The sequence below is a fragment of the Rodentibacter sp. Ppn85 genome, assembly GCF_001999335.1.
In the GTDB taxonomy this organism is placed as follows: Bacteria; Pseudomonadota; Gammaproteobacteria; order Enterobacterales; family Pasteurellaceae; genus Rodentibacter.
The window spans coordinates 1-16607 of record NZ_MLHS01000057.1; the positions used below are offsets into that span (position 1 = coordinate 1).

Genomic DNA, 16607 nt, shown 5'->3' on the forward strand with positions numbered 1-16607 from the left:
GAATCGAGAGGTTCAGGGGATTATCCTTTTGTAGCACTCAAAAGAAAGATATTAAATTTTCATTTTCATAATAACGTTAAAATTAACCGCACTTTACTTCTTACGTTTAGCACGAGGATGTGCTTGATCATAAACATCGGCAAGGTGTTTAAAATTAAGATGGGTGTAAATTTGAGTTGTTGCAAGGTTACTATGACCGAGCAACTCCTGTACTGCACGGAGATCGGAGCTGGCTTCCAACATATGGGTTGCAAAGGAATGGCGAAGTTTATGAGGGTTGAGATGGCTATTCAGCCCTTGACGAATCCCCCAAGTTTCCAAGCGTTTTTGAATAGAACGATGGGAAATACGGTTTCCTAACTGGCTTACAAATAGGGCCTCATCTTTGGGATTAAATAATAATCGTACTTTTAACCACTGCTGTAGAGCATGAGAGGCATAACGTCCAAAAGGCACAATACGTTCTTTGTTTCCTTTTCCCAAGACCCGTACTTCACGGGTGCGAGTATTAATGCTGTTTAAGTTTAGCCCTTGTAATTCCGATAAACGCAAGCCTGAACTATACATTAATTCCAAAATGGCACGATCACGAATATCAATGGGCTCTTTACTATCATTGGCAAGTAATTGTTGAACCTGATCGCCATCGATATTTTTGGGTAAATGTTTACTTTGTTTTGGCGCTGAAATTCCGATAGCAGGATTTACCTTTAATTTTCCCTGTTGAATTAAATAGTTAAAAAATTGGCGGATGGAGGATAAACGCAGAGCCAGACTTTTCTCTTTAAGTCCCGCTTTTTTGCTTTGTGCCAAGATAAAACGTACTACGCTTGGTGTAATTTGTTGCCAATCTCGGATACCTTGCTCTACAAGCAGTGTTAACACTGCCTCAAGCTGACGTTGATAATTGCTGAGAGTGTGAGGACTAACTTGGCGTTCAATACGCAAATAATCCCAGTAAGATTGCAGATCCGTAAACATTACAAAGTTAATTCAAACAGGCTTTTTTTCGGATTTAATTTAAAACCTTCTTGTTCCAATAATTCATGTTGTGCTTGTCCCAATTCAGCCACTAAACGATTCGATTGGGTATAAAGCACAAAATCTTTTGCTTTGGAAATCAGAGCGGCATAAATATCGGTTTGTTGAGGGCAATGAATAGCGTAAATATCGGTTAGCTGCCAGTAACGTTGTAATTGGAGTGATGACAAGCGTGGATAAAGTTGGATAAATCCTATGGCTTCATCTTGTGCATTGACAGCAATAAAAAAGAGGCTCTCATTAAAGCGGATGCGATTGGTTAAGAACGTTAAAGTGCGGTCGGGATTTTCCGTCATTCCATTAGCTAGACGATAATGTTCAAAAAGGGGCAAAAGCACCTCAATATTCCATTGTTCTGCTTTAAAGATCTTCATTTTAATAAAATCGGTTACTCTTTATTGATTCTATGTAGTAGATTGTAGCTTTTTCACGGTGAAGAATCACGCGCTCAGCAAAAAAATTTTCAAATTTATGATTTTGAACAAAGAATCAAAGCGAAAATTTGATATAGTAACCGCATTTATTTAATTAATATGGAGAAATAAAATGGCACGTCGTCCTTTAGTAATGGGTAACTGGAAGTTAAATGGTAGCAAAGCCTTTACCAAAGAATTAATCGAAAATTTAAAAGTAGAACTCGCTGATGTGAACGGTTGTGATATCGCAATCGCACCTCCGGTGATGTATTTAGCGGAAGCGGAAGCAGCTCTAACCGGCAGTAAAATTGCGCTTGGCGCACAAAATGTTGATGTGAATGTGCAAGGCGCATTTACCGGGGATATTTCAACGGCAATGTTAAAAGAGTTTGGTGCGAAATATATTATCATCGGCCATTCGGAGCGTCGCACTTATCACAAAGAAAGCGATGAATTTATCGCAAAAAAATTCGAAGCATTAAAAGCGGCGGGTTTAGTTCCGGTATTATGTATCGGTGAATCTGAGGCGGAAAATGAAGCGGGCAAAACCGAAGAAGTGTGCGCACGTCAAATTGATGCGGTTATTAATGCGTTAGGCGTGGAAGCGTTTAATGGTGCGGTGATTGCCTATGAGCCAATTTGGGCAATCGGTACCGGCAAGTCTGCAACTCCGGCACAGGCACAAGCTGTTCATGCCTTTATTCGTGGTCATATTGCTGCCAAATCTCAAGCGGTGGCAGATCAAGTGATCATTCAATACGGCGGTTCTGTAAATGATGCGAATGCAGCGGAATTATTTACTCAACCGGATATTGACGGTGCATTAGTGGGCGGCGCATCACTTAAAGCGCCTGCATTTGCAGTGATCGTGAAAGCGGCAGAGGCGGCAAAAAATTAGTTTTTTATCACTAGAAATGAAAAGTGCGGTTAATTTTAACCGCACTTTTTTAATGTTGTTCTCTTTCCCACAAATCGGCATATTTTACGAAGGTAGAATGTGCAGAAAGTGCCGCAAGTAAAAAACCTTGTTTTCCGTCTAAAAAACCCGCTTTTAAAATATACATTTTCACAAAACAACCGATCCCATGGCTTACCCCTTGCCAAAGCGTCGCTTTTTTGCCCCTTGCTTGGCGTTGATCCGCCCAAGCCTTGGCGTAACCGGCAGATTTTACTAAGTAATGATGAAGATTTTTATAAGTGAAATGCTCTAAATTGCCTGTTAATCGCTCAACACGGGTATTATTCGGATAGCAAACTTTCTCATGTACTAAGGAATCATTGTAGCCGGCATAATTAGTGCGATATAGACGAACGACATAATCCGGATACCAACCGGAATGGCGAATTTTACGCCCGAATACTTCACTTATGCGTGGGATTTCAAACACGGTGTTTTCCGGATTTTGTTGCACGGCATGTTGGATCGACTGGCGCAATTCCGAGGTTACACGTTCATCGGCATCCAACCAAAGTACATAGTCGGAAGTGACATACTGTTGTGCAATTTGGCGTTGTTTGCCGAAACCGGGCCAGTTTGTATTTTCATAGAATTTTGCCTCATAGTTTAGCGCAATTTCTTTTGTATTATCGGTACTACCTGAATCTAAAATGACGATTTCATCTACCCAATCCTTCACTGTGTCTAAGCATAATGCAAGATCCTGTGCCTCGTTTTTTACAATCATTGCAACGCTAATTGTTGGCATATTTTGATTCCTTTTTTGCTATACTACTGAAAATTTTTTCAAGTATAACCGAATTTAGTTTATGTGGCGTTTTTTTTACACCTGTCTAATGTATTTGATTCAGCCGTTAGTTCTGCTTTTTATGTGGGGGCGCGGCTTTAAAGCGCCGAATTATCGGAAAAGATGGGGAGAGCGTTACGGTTTTTACCGTCATTTTGTCGCACCGGCACCTCACGGCATTGTGATCCATGCAGCCTCCGTTGGGGAAGTGATTGCGGCAACACCTTTAGTGCATCGAATTCAACAGGATTACCCCGATTTATCGATTACCTTTACCACTGTCACTCCAACAGGCTCCGAACGGGTTAAAGCGGCTTTCGGTGAGAGCGTAACACATTGTTATTTACCCTATGATTTGCCTGACTCGATTAATCGTTTCGTTGATTTTATTCAACCAAAACTTTGTATTGTTATCGAAACCGAGCTGTGGCCGAATTTAATCCGACAACTATACTGCCGTGATATTCCCCTTATTGTGGCAAATGCCCGTTTATCTTCCCGTTCTGCGGGACGCTATGGCAAAGTGAGATCCTGTTTACAAAGTATGTGGTCTCAAATTAGTTTGATTGCTCCGCAAGATCAAATTAGTGGGAAGCGTTTTCTTGAATTGGGCTATCCTCAAGATAAACTTAAACTGACGGGCAATATTAAATATGATTTAACAGTTAACCAAGCGCTACTTGAACAAATTCAAATATTGCGTGATCAATGGGCAAAAAAACGTCAAATTTGGATAGCGGCGAGTACGCATGAGGGAGAAGAAGAGATTATTTTGCAGGCCCATCGCCAGCTGCTTGACAAATATCCTGATTTACTTTTATTGCTCGTGCCGCGCCATCCCGAGCGATTTAACTCGGTAGCCGCATTGATCCAAAAAGAAAAATTTCAATTTATTCGTCGTTCGTCCGGGGAATTGCCGAATGTAGGCACGCAGGTTATTTTAGGCGATACGATGGGAGAGATGATGTTGATGTATGGTGTTTCTGACATCGCTTTTGTGGGAGGCAGTCTTGTCAAACACGGAGGACATAATCCGCTTGAACCGCTGGCATTTAAAATTCCTGTGATTAGTGGAAAACACACTTTTAATTTTCCCGAAGTGTTTAGAACACTTGTTGAGATGCAAGGAGTATTAGAGGTTAATTCCACTGTTAAGGCATTAGAGCGGGCGGTGGAAGCATTGCTTAGCTCAACAGAAGCCCGTTTGCGTTTAGGTCATGCAGGTTATGAAGTATTAATGGAAAATCGAGGCGCATTATCACGTTTATTTGATTTATTAAAGCCTTATTTGGAGCGTAAAGTATGACAACGGTGATTTATCCCGGCACTTTTGACCCCATCACAAACGGGCATTTGGATATTATTGAGCGAAGTGCGGTCATTTTTCCCAAAGTTTTGGTGGCAGTGGCGAATAGCCCGAGTAAAAAGCCGTTATTTTCTTTGGATGAACGAGTGAAACTTGCTCGACAATCCGTTGCATATTTAGCGAACGTCGAAGTGTTTGGTTTTTCCGATTTGTTGGCGAATGTCATTAAAGCCCGTAATGTGACTGCGATTATCCGTGGTGTGCGAACGACAACGGATTTTGAATACGAACTCCAACTCGCCTCCCTTAATCGACTTCTCACAAACGGCGTCGAAAGCCTTTTCCTTCCGCCAACTGAAAAATGGGCGTTTGTCTCATCCACTATCGTGCGTGAAATTTATTTACATGGCGGCGATGTGGCAGAGCTCGTACCAACGGCAGTATTAAATGCCTTGCAAGCGCGATGCGAAAAATAGCCTTCGTTTTAACCGCACTTTTTTCCTTATCAGGCTGCGGGACTGTGGTGAAATTGGTTGATCCTTCGAAAGACTATACTGCCTATGCCGGTGTCGCCTATGATTTGGAAATGGCGCAAAAATGGGGCTTACCGATTTTGGATTTGCCTCTGTCTTTTTTACTCGATACTGTTTTACTGCCCTACGCATGGGCGCAATGACAATGATGAAACTTAATCCCCAACAACAACAGGCGGTGGAATATGTTACCGGTCCTTGCTTAGTGCTTGCCGGTGCAGGTTCCGGCAAAACCCGTGTCATTATTAATAAAATTGCCTACTTAATTGAAAAGTGCGGTTATTCGCCGAAACACATTGCGGCGGTAACCTTCACCAATAAAGCCGCCCGAGAAATGAAAGAGCGGGTGGCGCATTCCATTGGAAAAGAGCGAGCCAAAGGTTTGACGGTTTCTACCTTTCATACGCTCGGTTTTGATATTATCAAACGGGAATACAAGGCGTTAGGTTTCAAGGCTAATATGACGTTGTTTGATGAATATGATCAATTAGCCTTATTGAAAGAACTCACGGCGGATTTGTTGAAAGAAGATAAAGATCTGTTACGTGAATTAACTTCCGTTATTTCCAACTGGAAAAACGATTTAGTTTCACCTCGGCAAGCTTTTTCCTTAGCTCGAGATGCTAAATATCAAACTTTTGCCAAATGTTATGAACGTTATACCGAGCAAATTCGTGCCTACAATGCGTTGGATTTTGACGATTTGATCATGCTTCCTACTTTGTTATTCAAACGGAATGAAGAAGTGCGGTCAAAATGGCAGGTAAAAATTCGCTATTTGTTGGTGGATGAATATCAAGACACCAACACCAGCCAATATGAATTAATCAAATTGTTGGTGGGGAAGAATGCTTGTTTTACCGTAGTGGGGGATGACGACCAATCTATTTATTCATGGCGTGGCGCGAGACCGGAGAATATGGTGCGTCTGCGTGATGATTTTCCGCATTTACAAGTGATTAAATTGGAACAAAACTACCGTTCCACCCAACGTATTTTGCATTGCGCCAATATTTTGATTGATAACAATCAACACGTATTCGACAAAAAATTGTTCTCGAATATCGGTGAAGGTGAAAAATTACTGGTGATTGAAGCAAAAAATGAAGAACACGAGGCAGAGCGTATTGTCGCCGAATTGATTGCCCATCGTTTTAGTTACAAGACAAAATATAAGGATTACGCTATTTTGTATCGTGGCAATCAGCAATCCCGTTTATTGGAAAAAGTGCTGATGCAAAATCGCATTCCTTACAGAATTTCCGGGGGGACTTCTTTTTTCTCTCGAGCGGAAATTAAGGATATGATGGCGTATTTGCGTTTAGTGGTGAATCAAGACGACGATGCGGCGTTTTTACGTATCGTGAATACGCCAAAACGTGAAATCGGTACGGTAACTTTGCAAAAACTGGGTGAGCTTGCACAGGAAAAACATATTAGCTTGTTTGATGCGATTTTTGAGTTTGAGCTCGTTCAACGTGTGACGCCGAAAGCCTATGACGCACTACAAAAATTCGGGCGTTGGGTGGTGGAGTTAAACGACGAAGTGCAACGTTCGGAACCGGAAAGAGCAGTGCGTGCAATGCTGTCTGCTATTCATTATGAAGAATATTTGTATGAATATGCCGCAAGCCCAAAAGCCGCAGAAATGCAAAGTAAAAATGTTGCCACATTGTTTGATTGGGTGGCGGATATGCTGAAAGGCGATGAAACAAACGAACCGATGAACCTCAATCAAGTTGTCACCCGTTTAATTTTAAGAGATATGTTAGAGCGAAGCGAAGACGACGAAGATAGTGACCAAGTCCAGTTGATGACGTTACATGCCTCAAAAGGACTAGAATTTCCCTACGTGTACTTGATCGGCATGGAGGAAGGCATTTTGCCACATCAAACCAGTATTGATGAAGATAATGTAGAAGAAGAACGCCGTTTGGCTTATGTGGGGATCACAAGAGCACAGAAAGCATTGACCTTTTCCTTATGCCGTGAACGCCGTCAATACGGTGAGCTTATTCGTCCGGAACCGAGCCGATTCTTAGCGGAGTTACCTAACGATGACGTGCTTTGGGAACGGGATAAACCTAAGCTGACGGCGGAACAAAAACAACAGCAGACACAAAGTCAGTTGGATCGTTTACGTTCCATTTTGAACGGTTAAAAGTGCGGTCGAAAAAACAAAAGTTTTACTAAGCGCACTTTATTTACACAATCTGAAGATAAAATATTCAAACGCATTACCTTTTTCAAAAAAGGGTTTGACATATTTTCAAAAAAACGTATCATACCGCCCACAACACTGGTTGTGGTGAGATGGCCGAGAGGCTGAAGGCGCTCCCCTGCTAAGGGAGTATGGGGTCAAAAACTCCATCGAGGGTTCGAATCCCTCTCTCACCGCCATTTGTAGTTTTATTTATTCTGCACCCGTAGCTCAGCTGGATAGAGTACTCGGCTACGAACCGAGCGGTCAGAGGTTCGAATCCTCTCGGGTGCGCCATTTTAAAACGACTCTATCTTCTAAAACGGTCAAGAATAACTAAAACGTCACTACGCACCCGTAGCTCAGCTGGATAGAGTACTCGGCTACGAACCGAGCGGTCAAAGGTTCGAATCCTTTCGGGTGCGCCATTTCCTTTTTCTCTTACTTTAGCTATTACCAATAACAGTTGAAATTACACTAACGCCCTTCGCGATCATCGATATTCTTTAACAGATAATTTCCGCTTGAATCGGCAAGGCTACGGAATCCGACATTCGTAATTTTGTAAGAATATTGTATGTTATAAATAAAATTATCATGATGATGGCCATGAAAGATATGTTTCACGCCCATTTTTTCGGCAAGTGCGTTAATCACTTGAAAGCCCATCGGATGCGGTTTAGGCGCTTCATGGCAGATCAAAATATCGGCTTGCTTATTTTCCAAAGCCTCTATATCGGAAGGAAAAATAGAAGTGCGATGATGCAACGGCAAACCGCCACGCCAGATGTTTTCTTGTGAACTGTATTGGCAATAATGAATGGGATCAAAATACATCGGGCGATTCGGCGGCATCCAAATTTGACCTCGGAATACCCCGCCTAATCCGGCAATACGGACTTTTTGAACTTCCTCTACACGCTTGTGTAAATTGCGATTTTTCCATTCCGATCCCCAGATGGCGTCGAATGCTGCGACGGTTTTACTATCGTGGTTACCGTGAATAAACCAAATATCACAGTACCGTGCCAATTTTTCTAATTCGGTAGGCGAAGAAAGTTGCAAGTCGCCCAAAATAATCAGTGCAACGTTGTCGTTTTCTTGTACGAAAGGATAGAGATGTTCATAACTTCCGTGCGGATCGCCTGCAAATAGAATCATTTTATTTACTCTTTACCGTTCTTGGACCGTTTTGTAAATCGTCCAGTTCTTCTTCGTTTAATATTTTTTCAATCACCGATTTAACTTGATTGTAACGTTCTAAATAGCTTGGCGATTCAATTTCAATGTAGGGAACTTTGTATTTATCTAATAATTTTTTTAAAAGTTGTTGGAATTGTTGGCGATGTCTTTGAGAACCTAAACTACGTAAGCCGTCATCCACCCATTTGGTATTATTTTTTAGCAAAATCGTGACATCAAAAGGGTATTCTTTGATCATTGAATCGAGGAACGGATGTGCTTTACCTTCATATTGGATACAAAATGCTTGTGTAGTAATAAAATCCGTATCAATAAAGGCTATTTTATGTGCGTGGCGAACGGCATAATCAATATAGCGTTGGTGTCCCAATGCCATTTGAGGATAGTCTGAATATTGCATGGCTTGCTCATCGCCACCGAGCTTTTCAAACACAAATTCACGCCCGTATTCCCATGCGGATGTGGTATTAAATACCGCAGCAAGTTTATTTACTAATACACTTTTACCGCTGCTTTCACCACCTAAAATGGCGACGGTTTTGGCAAAAAACGGACGGACTTCTTTCGGAATAAATTTCCAATATTGAAAAGGTGTCGTCCGAATTTTAGTTGCCGACACATTAAAGAAGGTGCGATCCGGATCCACTAAAGAGACCTCTAAACCCAAATATTTTTCGTAAGGCATTTTATCTTGCGGTTCACTACTGAAAACCACGGAAGGGGAAAATTCTTTTTCTTTAAATAGGTTTCTTACTGCATCACTCCAAGCCTGCCAACCGTTGGGATAAGTCGGAATACCATCTTCAATTAAATGATGGATAAAAATTTGGTTTTTTTGATATTTGAAGATTTGCTGCATCCAACGTAAGCGATCTTGTACGGTTGGCATACGTTTCATTTTACTATCATAAAATAGCTTCAGATCACGTTCGGTATCGCTACACACAATCACGTGCAATTCATCGACTTTACTAAACGCCTCATAAATCATATTAATATGACCGGTATGAACAGGATAAAACTTCCCAAAAATGACACCGACTTTTTTCTCTTGGGTTGCTGGCATGGTTTACTTTCTCATCATATAAGGATTAAGTAGGCGTATTGTAGGTTAAATGAAAATATTTTTCACGTTCTGATTTTGCACCCGCCGATTTTACGCTATACTTAGCGCGCATTCTCAGGGCAGGGTGAAATTCCCTACCGGCGGTAAAGCCCGCGAGCACTTAAAAAGTGCGGTCAATTTTTAGTGAGAATTTTTCTTCGACGACATTGAACGCTTTTTAAGGTTAGCAGATTTGGTGTAATTCCAAAGCCGACAGTAAAGTCTGGATGAAAGAGAATAAAGCGGATTGGGTTGCCAAGCCGTTCTTTTTATTTGCATTTCTCAGCCCTGATTCTGGTTAATTTTAATCTAAGAAATAAAGGAAATTACGATGAATCAGTCCATTTTATTCCCATTCGGTACAACCGCCGAAGAACGTGTACTCAACGCCGTCCAAGCATTTAAAAATGGAAACGGCGTATTAGTGTTAGATGATGAAAATCGCGAAAATGAAGGGGATTTAATCTTTCCGGCAGAAACTATCACTACCGGGCAAATGGCAAAATTAATCCGTTACGGCAGCGGTATCGTGTGTTTATGCTTGACGGAAGAACGTTGCCGACAACTTGATTTACCTCCAATGGTGGAAAATAATAATAGTGTGAACAAAACCGCTTTTACCGTGACCATTGAGGCCGCAAAAGGCGTATCCACAGGGGTATCCGCCGCTGACCGCGTTACGACTATCCAAGCGGCTATTGCGGATAACGCGGTGCCGACCGATTTACATCGCCCCGGTCATATTTTCCCGCTTCGCGCGGTAAACGGCGGCGTACTCGCCCGACGCGGCCATACGGAAGCCTCGGTGGATTTAGCTCGTCTTGCAGGGTTTAAGCCGGCAGGTGTGATTTGCGAAATTACCAATGATGACGGCACTATGGCGCGCGCACCGGAAGTTATTGAATTTGCACAAAAATTTGGTTACGTCGTATTGACGATAGAGGATTTGGTCGAATATCGTTCGGCGCATAATGTGTAATATAAGAAAAGTGCGGTTATTTTGACCGCACTTTTAGCCGTAGAAATTATGATTCAACGCCGGTAATCACTTTAAAGGTTCTAACCTCTTTCGGTTTCATCATGATTAAACTGCCCGTATTTTTCGCGGCAAGATAGCCTTCTGGTCGGCAAGTGGCAGGAAGCACGAAAGCACCGACTTGTTGGTCGTCATTGTATAAAATCCAGCGTATTGCATAATTAAAATCTTTTGATGAGAATTTTGTTAGATAAGTATGACCATTTGGTGAAGCCATTCTATATTCCAAATTTTCCTGATATTGCTGTAAATTATCCATAAAGAACACAATTTCAGGATTATACATTTGATCATTAGCCAATGAATTTAATCTATATTTTCCCAGTTTGATTTGCTCATTAAAAGCGAGCCATTCAGGAGTAGGTTTAACATGTGCCGGAATCGTTTCGCGTAAACGAATTGCTTCCGTCGGAATATTTTGAGTAAAACTTGCCCCGTGTTCATAGCAGTAGTTCATATGACACATATATTGTAATGGCATTTCTACATTGGCTAAATTGGTCACTTTCATTTGAATTTCAAATAATGAGCTTTGGGCATTCAAGGTTAATTTCGGTTCGGCAAGATAATGATCTCCAAATCCTTTGACATATTCAACCGATCCCCCTACCGCTAATGAGTTTTCACTTACGATTAACCAAGCTTTATCGATTAAAGCGCAAGGCATTTCGCCATGTAACGGATGAGCGTCTTGAGGACTTGGGCAGCCGTTACGGATTAATCCCGAATGGAACGCAAAGCAACCGTAGGTATCAATAATCGTTGTTCCCCATTTAGGTTCGTTAAACATATTTTTCATTTTTAGATTTTTACCGCAGAATTCGGCATCCCAAATAATTTGTCCGTAAAATGGCAGTATGGTGACAAAGCCTTTGCTGTTTTCTAATCGGATTGCTTCAATACCCGACGGGTACTTAAACGTTATTGCTTTGAACTCCGGATTTTCAAATAGAATATGTTCTTTTTCAGTGAATAATGCTTTTGTTAAATAAATGTAGCTTTTCATTTTTAGTTCCTTATTTATGTGCTTTGTATTTATCAAAGAAGTAATATCCAACATAGGCAAAGCAAAATAGCGGCACGATAAATGCAGTTTGTAATGAACCAATCGTATCTGATACATAGCCGTGAATTGCCGGTACAACGGCTGCACCGATAATTGACATCACTACAACCGCCCCTGCGACTTCGCGATGTTCTTGTTCAACGGTATCCAATACTGATGCATAGATTGTTGCCCAACAAGGTCCAAATAAAACACTGGCAAAAATGGCGGCATAAACAGCGGAAAAATCATGGACAAAGGCAGTATAAGCGAGAGTAAATACACCTAATATAGAGTAAACAAATAATACGAGATCAGATTTAAATTTTGTCATTAAGAAGTTCGCGACAAATTTCCCGACAAAGAAACCGATAAAGCTATACACCATAAAATTAGAGGCGTCGCGTTCATTCATTTCACTTAAATTTAATGCTAAACGGATAGTAAACGACCACACGGCAACCTGCATACCTACGTATAAGAATTGGGCCGCAATCCCTTTTTTGAATGCACTGTTTTTAGCAAGATATTTCAGCGTATCAATAAAATGCACATTGTTATGTTCGGCCGAATCGCTAACAGATTTACATTTTGGAAATGGGGTAATTAAGAACAAAATCGTGACGGCAATTAATACAAAGATAAGGTATTTATACGGTTGCAATGTATGTTCTAAGGTCGCTAATTTAAATGCGTGTAATTGATCCGGAGTCATTGTTGCAATCTGTTCATGTAAGCTGGCACCTTCTTGGAAAATTAAATATTTACCAAGTAAAATACCGGCAATCGCACCTACCGGATAGAATGTTTGGCTGATATTTAAACGTAATGTCGCATAATCTTTATGACCAATCATTGAACTGTAGGTATTCGCAGAGGTTTCAAGAAAACTTAGCCCGATTGCAATAGAGAAAATGGCAGCGAGAAACATGGTATAAGTTGCCATATGCGAAGCGGGATAAAACATTGAACAACCGACAATATATAAAGTTAAACCAATCAAAATTGCAATTTTATAACTGGTTTTTTTAATGACCAATGAGGCCGGAATGGCAATAAGGAAATACCCGCCGTAGAATGCGCTTTGCACTAATGCACTGGCAAAGTCGCTAAGTGTAAATACACTTTTGAATTGTGTAATCAAAATATCGTTTAAGCTTGCCGCCGCGCCCCATAAAGGGAATAGACAAGATAATAGAATAAATTGAAATAGCGGCGTTCTGTTTAAGTAGCCGTCCGGCATTTGTTGAATATTTTTCATACTATCTCTCCTTTAAATATCGTATTTTTGAAAGTGTCAAACTGTGCTTTGGTCGGGTAGGAAGATTGCGTGCCTTGACCTGTCACGCTATAAGCGGAAAACAGTGATGCCATTTTCAGGGATTCAACAATATCTTGCGACTTAACATAGTAATAAGCGAAACAACCAATAAAGGCATCGCCGGCTCCGCTGGTATCAACCGCATTGACTTTATAAGGCTCAATATAGGTTAGTTCCGAACCCTGTAGCCAAACAGAGCCTTTTTCACCTAAAGTGATAATAAGATTTTTTAGTCCTTTGGAAAGTAAAGAATTTGCGGCTGTGCGGATTTGCTCCATATTTTCAACTGGTAAACCGGTTAAAATTTCTAATTCGGTTTCGTTCGGCATAAAGAAATCGCATTTACATGCATAATTAATGTCTAGTTCTTTACTGGCGGGAGCCGGATTGAGAATGATAGGAATATTATTCTCATTGGCAAAATCAATTGCGTAATAGACGGTTTCTAACGGTATTTCTAATTGCAGAATAAATAACTTACAATTTTTTAACCGCTCTTTTGCTTTATCAATATCGCTTGGTTTCAGGTGGGCGTTTGCTCCCTTAATAATTAAGATGCGATTTTGCGATGATTTATCTACAAAAATGGGTGCGACACCGCTCGATACGCCCGGGACTTTTTCCACATAATCCGTATTAACACCATATTGTTGAAAATTACGGATGGTATTATCTGCAAAGGCATCATCGCCTACTTTGCTCATCATCATGACGTTAGCGCCTAATTTTGCCGCGGCAATGGCTTGATTCGCACCTTTACCGCCACATCCCATTTGGAAGTTCGGCGCTTCAAGCGTTTCTCCTACTTTAGGCATATCATCAATATAAGTGATTAAATCCACCATATTTGAGCCAATAACTGCAATTTCCATAATATCTCCTTAGTATGTGATGTTAATAAAGTAACAAATTTGACTTTTTTCATAATAATATAAATAAAATGTGAAAAAAGTGACTTGAATCACAAATTCCGATTTTTCTTTGTGTATAATACAAAAAGATAAAAAACCAAATAGGAGAAAATTTAAATGAAACCAAATGAAATCGCTCAATATATCGATCATACTGTGTTAACAGCGGAAAAAACTGAAAAGGATATTTTGATTCTATGTAATGAAGCCATAGAAAATCATTTTTGTTCAGTATGTATAAACCCATGTCATATACCCTTTGCTAAAACAGTATTACAAAACTCAAATGTTAATATTTGCACAGTGATAGGTTTCCCGCTGGGGGCTAATACTACGGCGGTTAAAGTGTTTGAAACGGAAGATGCCATTGCTAACGGTGCGACAGAAGTGGACATGGTGATTAATGTCGGGTGGATTAAGTCGGGAAAATGGCAAGCAGTACAGGATGAAATCAAACAAGTTCTTAATGCTTGTAACGGTACGGTATTGAAAGTGATTTTAGAGAATTGTCTTTTAACCAAAGAAGAAATAGTCAAAGCTTGTGAAATTTGCCGAGATTTAAATGTGGCATTTGTGAAAACCTCTACCGGCTTTAGTAAAGGTGGAGCAACGGTAGAAGACGTGAGATTGATGCGTCAAACATTGGGAGATAAGATCGGTGTTAAAGCTTCGGGTGGCGTACGAGATACACAAACCGCCGTTGCGATGATTGAAGCCGGTGCAACACGTATCGGTGCCAGTGCGGGAATTGCAATTATTAAAGGACTAACGGATAGTAATAGCCAATATTGAGTTTGGAGATAGTGTTGTGGATAGTAAAATTAATACTCGAATTCAAAAGTTAGAATTTTTACTGAAACAAATGGATAAGTTGCATCTGCGGGATGCTGCGGAAATTTTGAATGTTTCCGAAATGACGATTAGGAGAGATTTAAACGCCACGGCGTCTTCCATCGTTTTACTCGGGGGATACATTGTGCGGGATCCCCAGTTACAATCATCAAATCAATATTTGATTACAGAACACCAAAATAAGAATATTGCAGAAAAAATGCAGGTGGGAAAAATCGCTTCTGCACTGGTAGAAGATAATGATGTAATTTTCTTTGATTGTGGCTCAACTATTCCTTTTGTTGCTTCACAAATTCCAAATTCTATAAATTTCACCGCACTTTGTTGTTCGATTAACACTTTTATGGTTTTACAAGATAAACCGAATTGTCGCTTAATCTTGTGCGGCGGGGATTATTCAAGAGAAAATTCCTTTCTCACCCCCGTTCAAAATAACACTGAAATTGATAGAATTTGTACCACAAAAGCATTTATTTCTGCCGCCGGCGTTGATGTTAAGCAAGGTGTAACTTGTTTCAGATTAAATGAAACTCAAATCAAATTAAAAGCAATGGCGAAAACACAACGTAGCATTTTAGTTTTTGACGATAGCAAAATTGGAAAAGTACAACAGTCGTATGTCGCTGAGTTGAATCAGTTTGATCAAGTTATTTGTAATTTGCCTTTACCGGCGGAGTTTACTACGACAAGTTAGCGCTGTCCGAAATAGTCGTGACTAAAAAGAGCGGTTAAAATTCATAGAGATTTTTTGCATGATGTAGTTGTTGTACAAACTTAATTTTTGTTTATCCGGTAGGGGGATATTCGCTTCACTATAAGAACCAATGCGTTCGGGACGTTATAACATGGATGCTAATGTGATGTTCCGAATAACCGCCTTTGTGTATTTGCTGCGTAACATTGGAATCCGACAAGATTTTAACCGCACTTTTCTTGGCATTGTTGTTGATATTTTTTAGGCGTTGTTCCTACTATTTTTTCAAATTGTTTAGCAAAATAGCTGAGATTATTGAAACCGCACTGATAAGCGACGTTGGTAACATTTTTTGAAGTTGAACGTAATAATATTTTGGCTCTTTCAATTCGGTAGGCATTTAGGAATTGATTTGGTGTTTGGCGTACGTATTTTTTAAATAGGCGGCAGCATGAACTTCGACAAATATTGGCTGATTGTGCAATTTCATCAAGGGTAATAAACTGTGTGTAATGGTCATAAATAAAATTGACCATTTTCTTTTGTAGCGTAATTTCTTTTGATTCGGTTTGGGGGATAAGTGCGAGCTGTGTTTTGATTAATTCAAACCATTTATTCCATAGCGAGCAAACGGTTGATAAACAGGCCAAATCGATTTGTTTGTTTTCATTGGTCGATTGAATATAAAGTTTCCCTAATATATCAATATCATTGAGGATGGCTTGATGTTCATTATGATTTGCTAAAAGCGGATAGACATCCAAACAAACATTTTTTAATACTGGAGCGATAAATTTCCGATAGATTGGTGTCGTTGTACCAAAAATAGAAGGGTTAATCAGTACACAGATAAAATCACAGTCTTGACTATTTTTTGAATAGCCGTAGTGCATTGCTCGGCTATTGATGATAATGCCGTCACCTTCATTCAAGTGAATGATTTTTCCATTGACATAGTAATTCATTTTTCCACTGATGATTTTGACCAATTCAATGTCTTCATGCCAATGGCAAAGGGCTTTCATTTCATCAAAATAAGAAAGTTTGTTGCATTGAATACCAATTTTAATATCCGGTAGATAGGATTGTACAATTTCTGAATTATCGGATAGAAGTTTTAGTGTAATTTTCATTCCATTCCTTAAATACACGATAGTGTTAAAAAATATCCTATATTCTGTTAGAAATCGGTATTTATC

At 40.1% G+C, this 16607-nt stretch carries 16 protein-coding genes, 3 tRNA genes, 1 pseudogene and 1 riboswitch; of the genes and pseudogenes, 11 read left to right on the forward strand and 9 right to left on the reverse strand.

The features are described from left to right. Window positions 1–93: 93 nt before the first annotated feature. Window positions 94–981 carry a tyrosine recombinase XerC gene (xerC, locus tag BKL51_RS09615; RefSeq protein WP_077466471.1) on the reverse strand — a complete coding sequence of 296 codons (888 nt, stop codon included), beginning with the start codon at window positions 979–981 and terminating at the stop codon, window positions 94–96. After that, a complete protein-coding gene (locus BKL51_RS09620) occupies window positions 981–1415 on the reverse strand; it encodes a GNAT family N-acetyltransferase (RefSeq protein WP_077466472.1) in 435 nt (144 codons plus the stop codon). Before BKL51_RS09620 ends, xerC begins: the two co-directional genes overlap by 1 nt. Window positions 1416–1587: 172 nt before the next feature. Between BKL51_RS09620 and tpiA the strand changes: the two genes are divergently transcribed. After that, the gene (gene tpiA, locus BKL51_RS09625; protein WP_077466473.1) at window positions 1588–2355 is read left to right on the forward strand and encodes a triose-phosphate isomerase; all 768 of its coding nucleotides are present in this window, start codon (window positions 1588–1590) and stop codon (window positions 2353–2355) included. Window positions 2356–2404: 49 nt separating this feature from the next. Here the strand turns inward: tpiA and BKL51_RS09630 are convergent, their stop codons facing one another. Continuing rightward, window positions 2405–3163, reverse strand: a complete 759-nt coding sequence (locus tag BKL51_RS09630; protein ID WP_077466474.1) for a glycosyltransferase family 2 protein — start codon at window positions 3161–3163, stop codon at window positions 2405–2407. 61 nt (window positions 3164–3224) lie between these two features. Here BKL51_RS09630 and waaA point away from each other — a divergent pair, with 61 nt between their 5' ends. The 7 genes from waaA (at window position 3225) to BKL51_RS09665 (ending at window position 7669) form a co-directional block, all read left to right on the forward strand. Beyond that, window positions 3225–4508 carry a lipid IV(A) 3-deoxy-D-manno-octulosonic acid transferase gene (gene waaA, locus BKL51_RS09635; RefSeq protein WP_077466475.1) on the forward strand — a complete coding sequence of 428 codons (1284 nt, stop codon included), beginning with the start codon at window positions 3225–3227 and terminating at the stop codon, window positions 4506–4508. Next, on the forward strand, window positions 4505–4984 hold the full coding sequence (coaD, locus tag BKL51_RS09640) for a pantetheine-phosphate adenylyltransferase (RefSeq protein ID WP_077466476.1): 480 nt from the start codon (window positions 4505–4507) through the stop codon (window positions 4982–4984). Before waaA ends, coaD begins: the two co-directional genes overlap by 4 nt. After that, window positions 4972–5184 carry a YceK/YidQ family lipoprotein gene (locus BKL51_RS09645; RefSeq protein WP_077466477.1) on the forward strand — a complete coding sequence of 71 codons (213 nt, stop codon included), beginning with the start codon at window positions 4972–4974 and terminating at the stop codon, window positions 5182–5184. The genes coaD and BKL51_RS09645 overlap by 13 nt, the downstream gene beginning before the upstream one ends. Window positions 5185–5189: 5 nt before the next feature. Continuing rightward, window positions 5190–7202, forward strand: a complete 2013-nt coding sequence (rep, locus tag BKL51_RS09650) for a DNA helicase Rep (RefSeq protein ID WP_077466506.1) — start codon at window positions 5190–5192, stop codon at window positions 7200–7202. A 146-nt stretch (window positions 7203–7348) separates the two neighbouring features. Continuing rightward, window positions 7349–7441, forward strand: a tRNA-Ser gene (locus BKL51_RS09655). Between the two features lie 20 nt (window positions 7442–7461). After that, window positions 7462–7538 (forward strand) — tRNA-Arg (locus BKL51_RS09660). Between the two features lie 54 nt (window positions 7539–7592). Then, window positions 7593–7669: transfer RNA gene (locus BKL51_RS09665), tRNA-Arg, on the forward strand. A 49-nt stretch (window positions 7670–7718) separates the two neighbouring features. On the opposite strand, the gene BKL51_RS09670 is transcribed toward BKL51_RS09665, so the two are convergent. Both BKL51_RS09670 and nadR read right to left on the reverse strand, forming a co-directional pair. Then, window positions 7719–8402 carry a metallophosphoesterase gene (locus BKL51_RS09670; RefSeq protein ID WP_077466478.1) on the reverse strand — a complete coding sequence of 228 codons (684 nt, stop codon included), beginning with the start codon at window positions 8400–8402 and terminating at the stop codon, window positions 7719–7721. A gap of 1 nt (window position 8403) precedes the next feature. Further along, window positions 8404–9622: pseudogene (nadR, locus tag BKL51_RS09675) on the reverse strand (multifunctional transcriptional regulator/nicotinamide-nucleotide adenylyltransferase/ribosylnicotinamide kinase NadR). After that, window positions 9617–9792, forward strand: a riboswitch (FMN riboswitch). It overlaps the preceding pseudogene by 6 nt. A gap of 88 nt (window positions 9793–9880) precedes the next feature. Between nadR and ribB the strand changes: the two are divergent. After that, the gene (ribB, locus tag BKL51_RS09680; protein WP_077466480.1) at window positions 9881–10528 is read left to right on the forward strand and encodes a 3,4-dihydroxy-2-butanone-4-phosphate synthase; all 648 of its coding nucleotides are present in this window, start codon (window positions 9881–9883) and stop codon (window positions 10526–10528) included. 46 nt (window positions 10529–10574) lie between these two features. Here the strand turns inward: ribB and BKL51_RS09685 are convergent, their stop codons facing one another. Genes BKL51_RS09685 through rbsK form a run of 3 tightly spaced genes read right to left on the reverse strand, consistent with a single transcriptional unit; the run spans window position 10575 to window position 13823 of the window. Next, complete coding sequence (locus tag BKL51_RS09685) at window positions 10575–11591, reverse strand: aldose 1-epimerase family protein (protein ID WP_077466481.1); 1017 nt, start codon at window positions 11589–11591, stop codon at window positions 10575–10577. Window positions 11592–11601: 10 nt separating this feature from the next. After that, window positions 11602–12891 (reverse strand): L-fucose:H+ symporter permease, encoded by a 1290-nt coding sequence (gene fucP, locus BKL51_RS09690; protein WP_077466482.1) that lies wholly within the window; start codon window positions 12889–12891, stop codon window positions 11602–11604. Then, on the reverse strand, window positions 12888–13823 hold the full coding sequence (gene rbsK, locus BKL51_RS09695) for a ribokinase (RefSeq protein WP_077466483.1): 936 nt from the start codon (window positions 13821–13823) through the stop codon (window positions 12888–12890). Before rbsK ends, fucP begins: the two co-directional genes overlap by 4 nt. 156 nt (window positions 13824–13979) lie before the next feature. Here rbsK and deoC point away from each other — a divergent pair, with 156 nt between their 5' ends. Then, window positions 13980–14654 carry a deoxyribose-phosphate aldolase gene (gene deoC, locus BKL51_RS09700; protein WP_077466484.1) on the forward strand — a complete coding sequence of 225 codons (675 nt, stop codon included), beginning with the start codon at window positions 13980–13982 and terminating at the stop codon, window positions 14652–14654. A gap of 16 nt (window positions 14655–14670) precedes the next feature. Next, the gene (gene deoR / locus BKL51_RS09705; protein ID WP_077466485.1) at window positions 14671–15408 is read left to right on the forward strand and encodes a DNA-binding transcriptional repressor DeoR; all 738 of its coding nucleotides are present in this window, start codon (window positions 14671–14673) and stop codon (window positions 15406–15408) included. A gap of 224 nt (window positions 15409–15632) precedes the next feature. Here deoR and BKL51_RS09710 read toward each other — a convergent pair whose 3' ends face one another. Further along, window positions 15633–16541: an AraC family transcriptional regulator gene (locus BKL51_RS09710; RefSeq protein WP_077466486.1), complete on the reverse strand. Its 909-nt coding sequence runs from the start codon at window positions 16539–16541 to the stop codon at window positions 15633–15635. Between the last annotated feature and the right edge of the window lie 66 nt (window positions 16542–16607).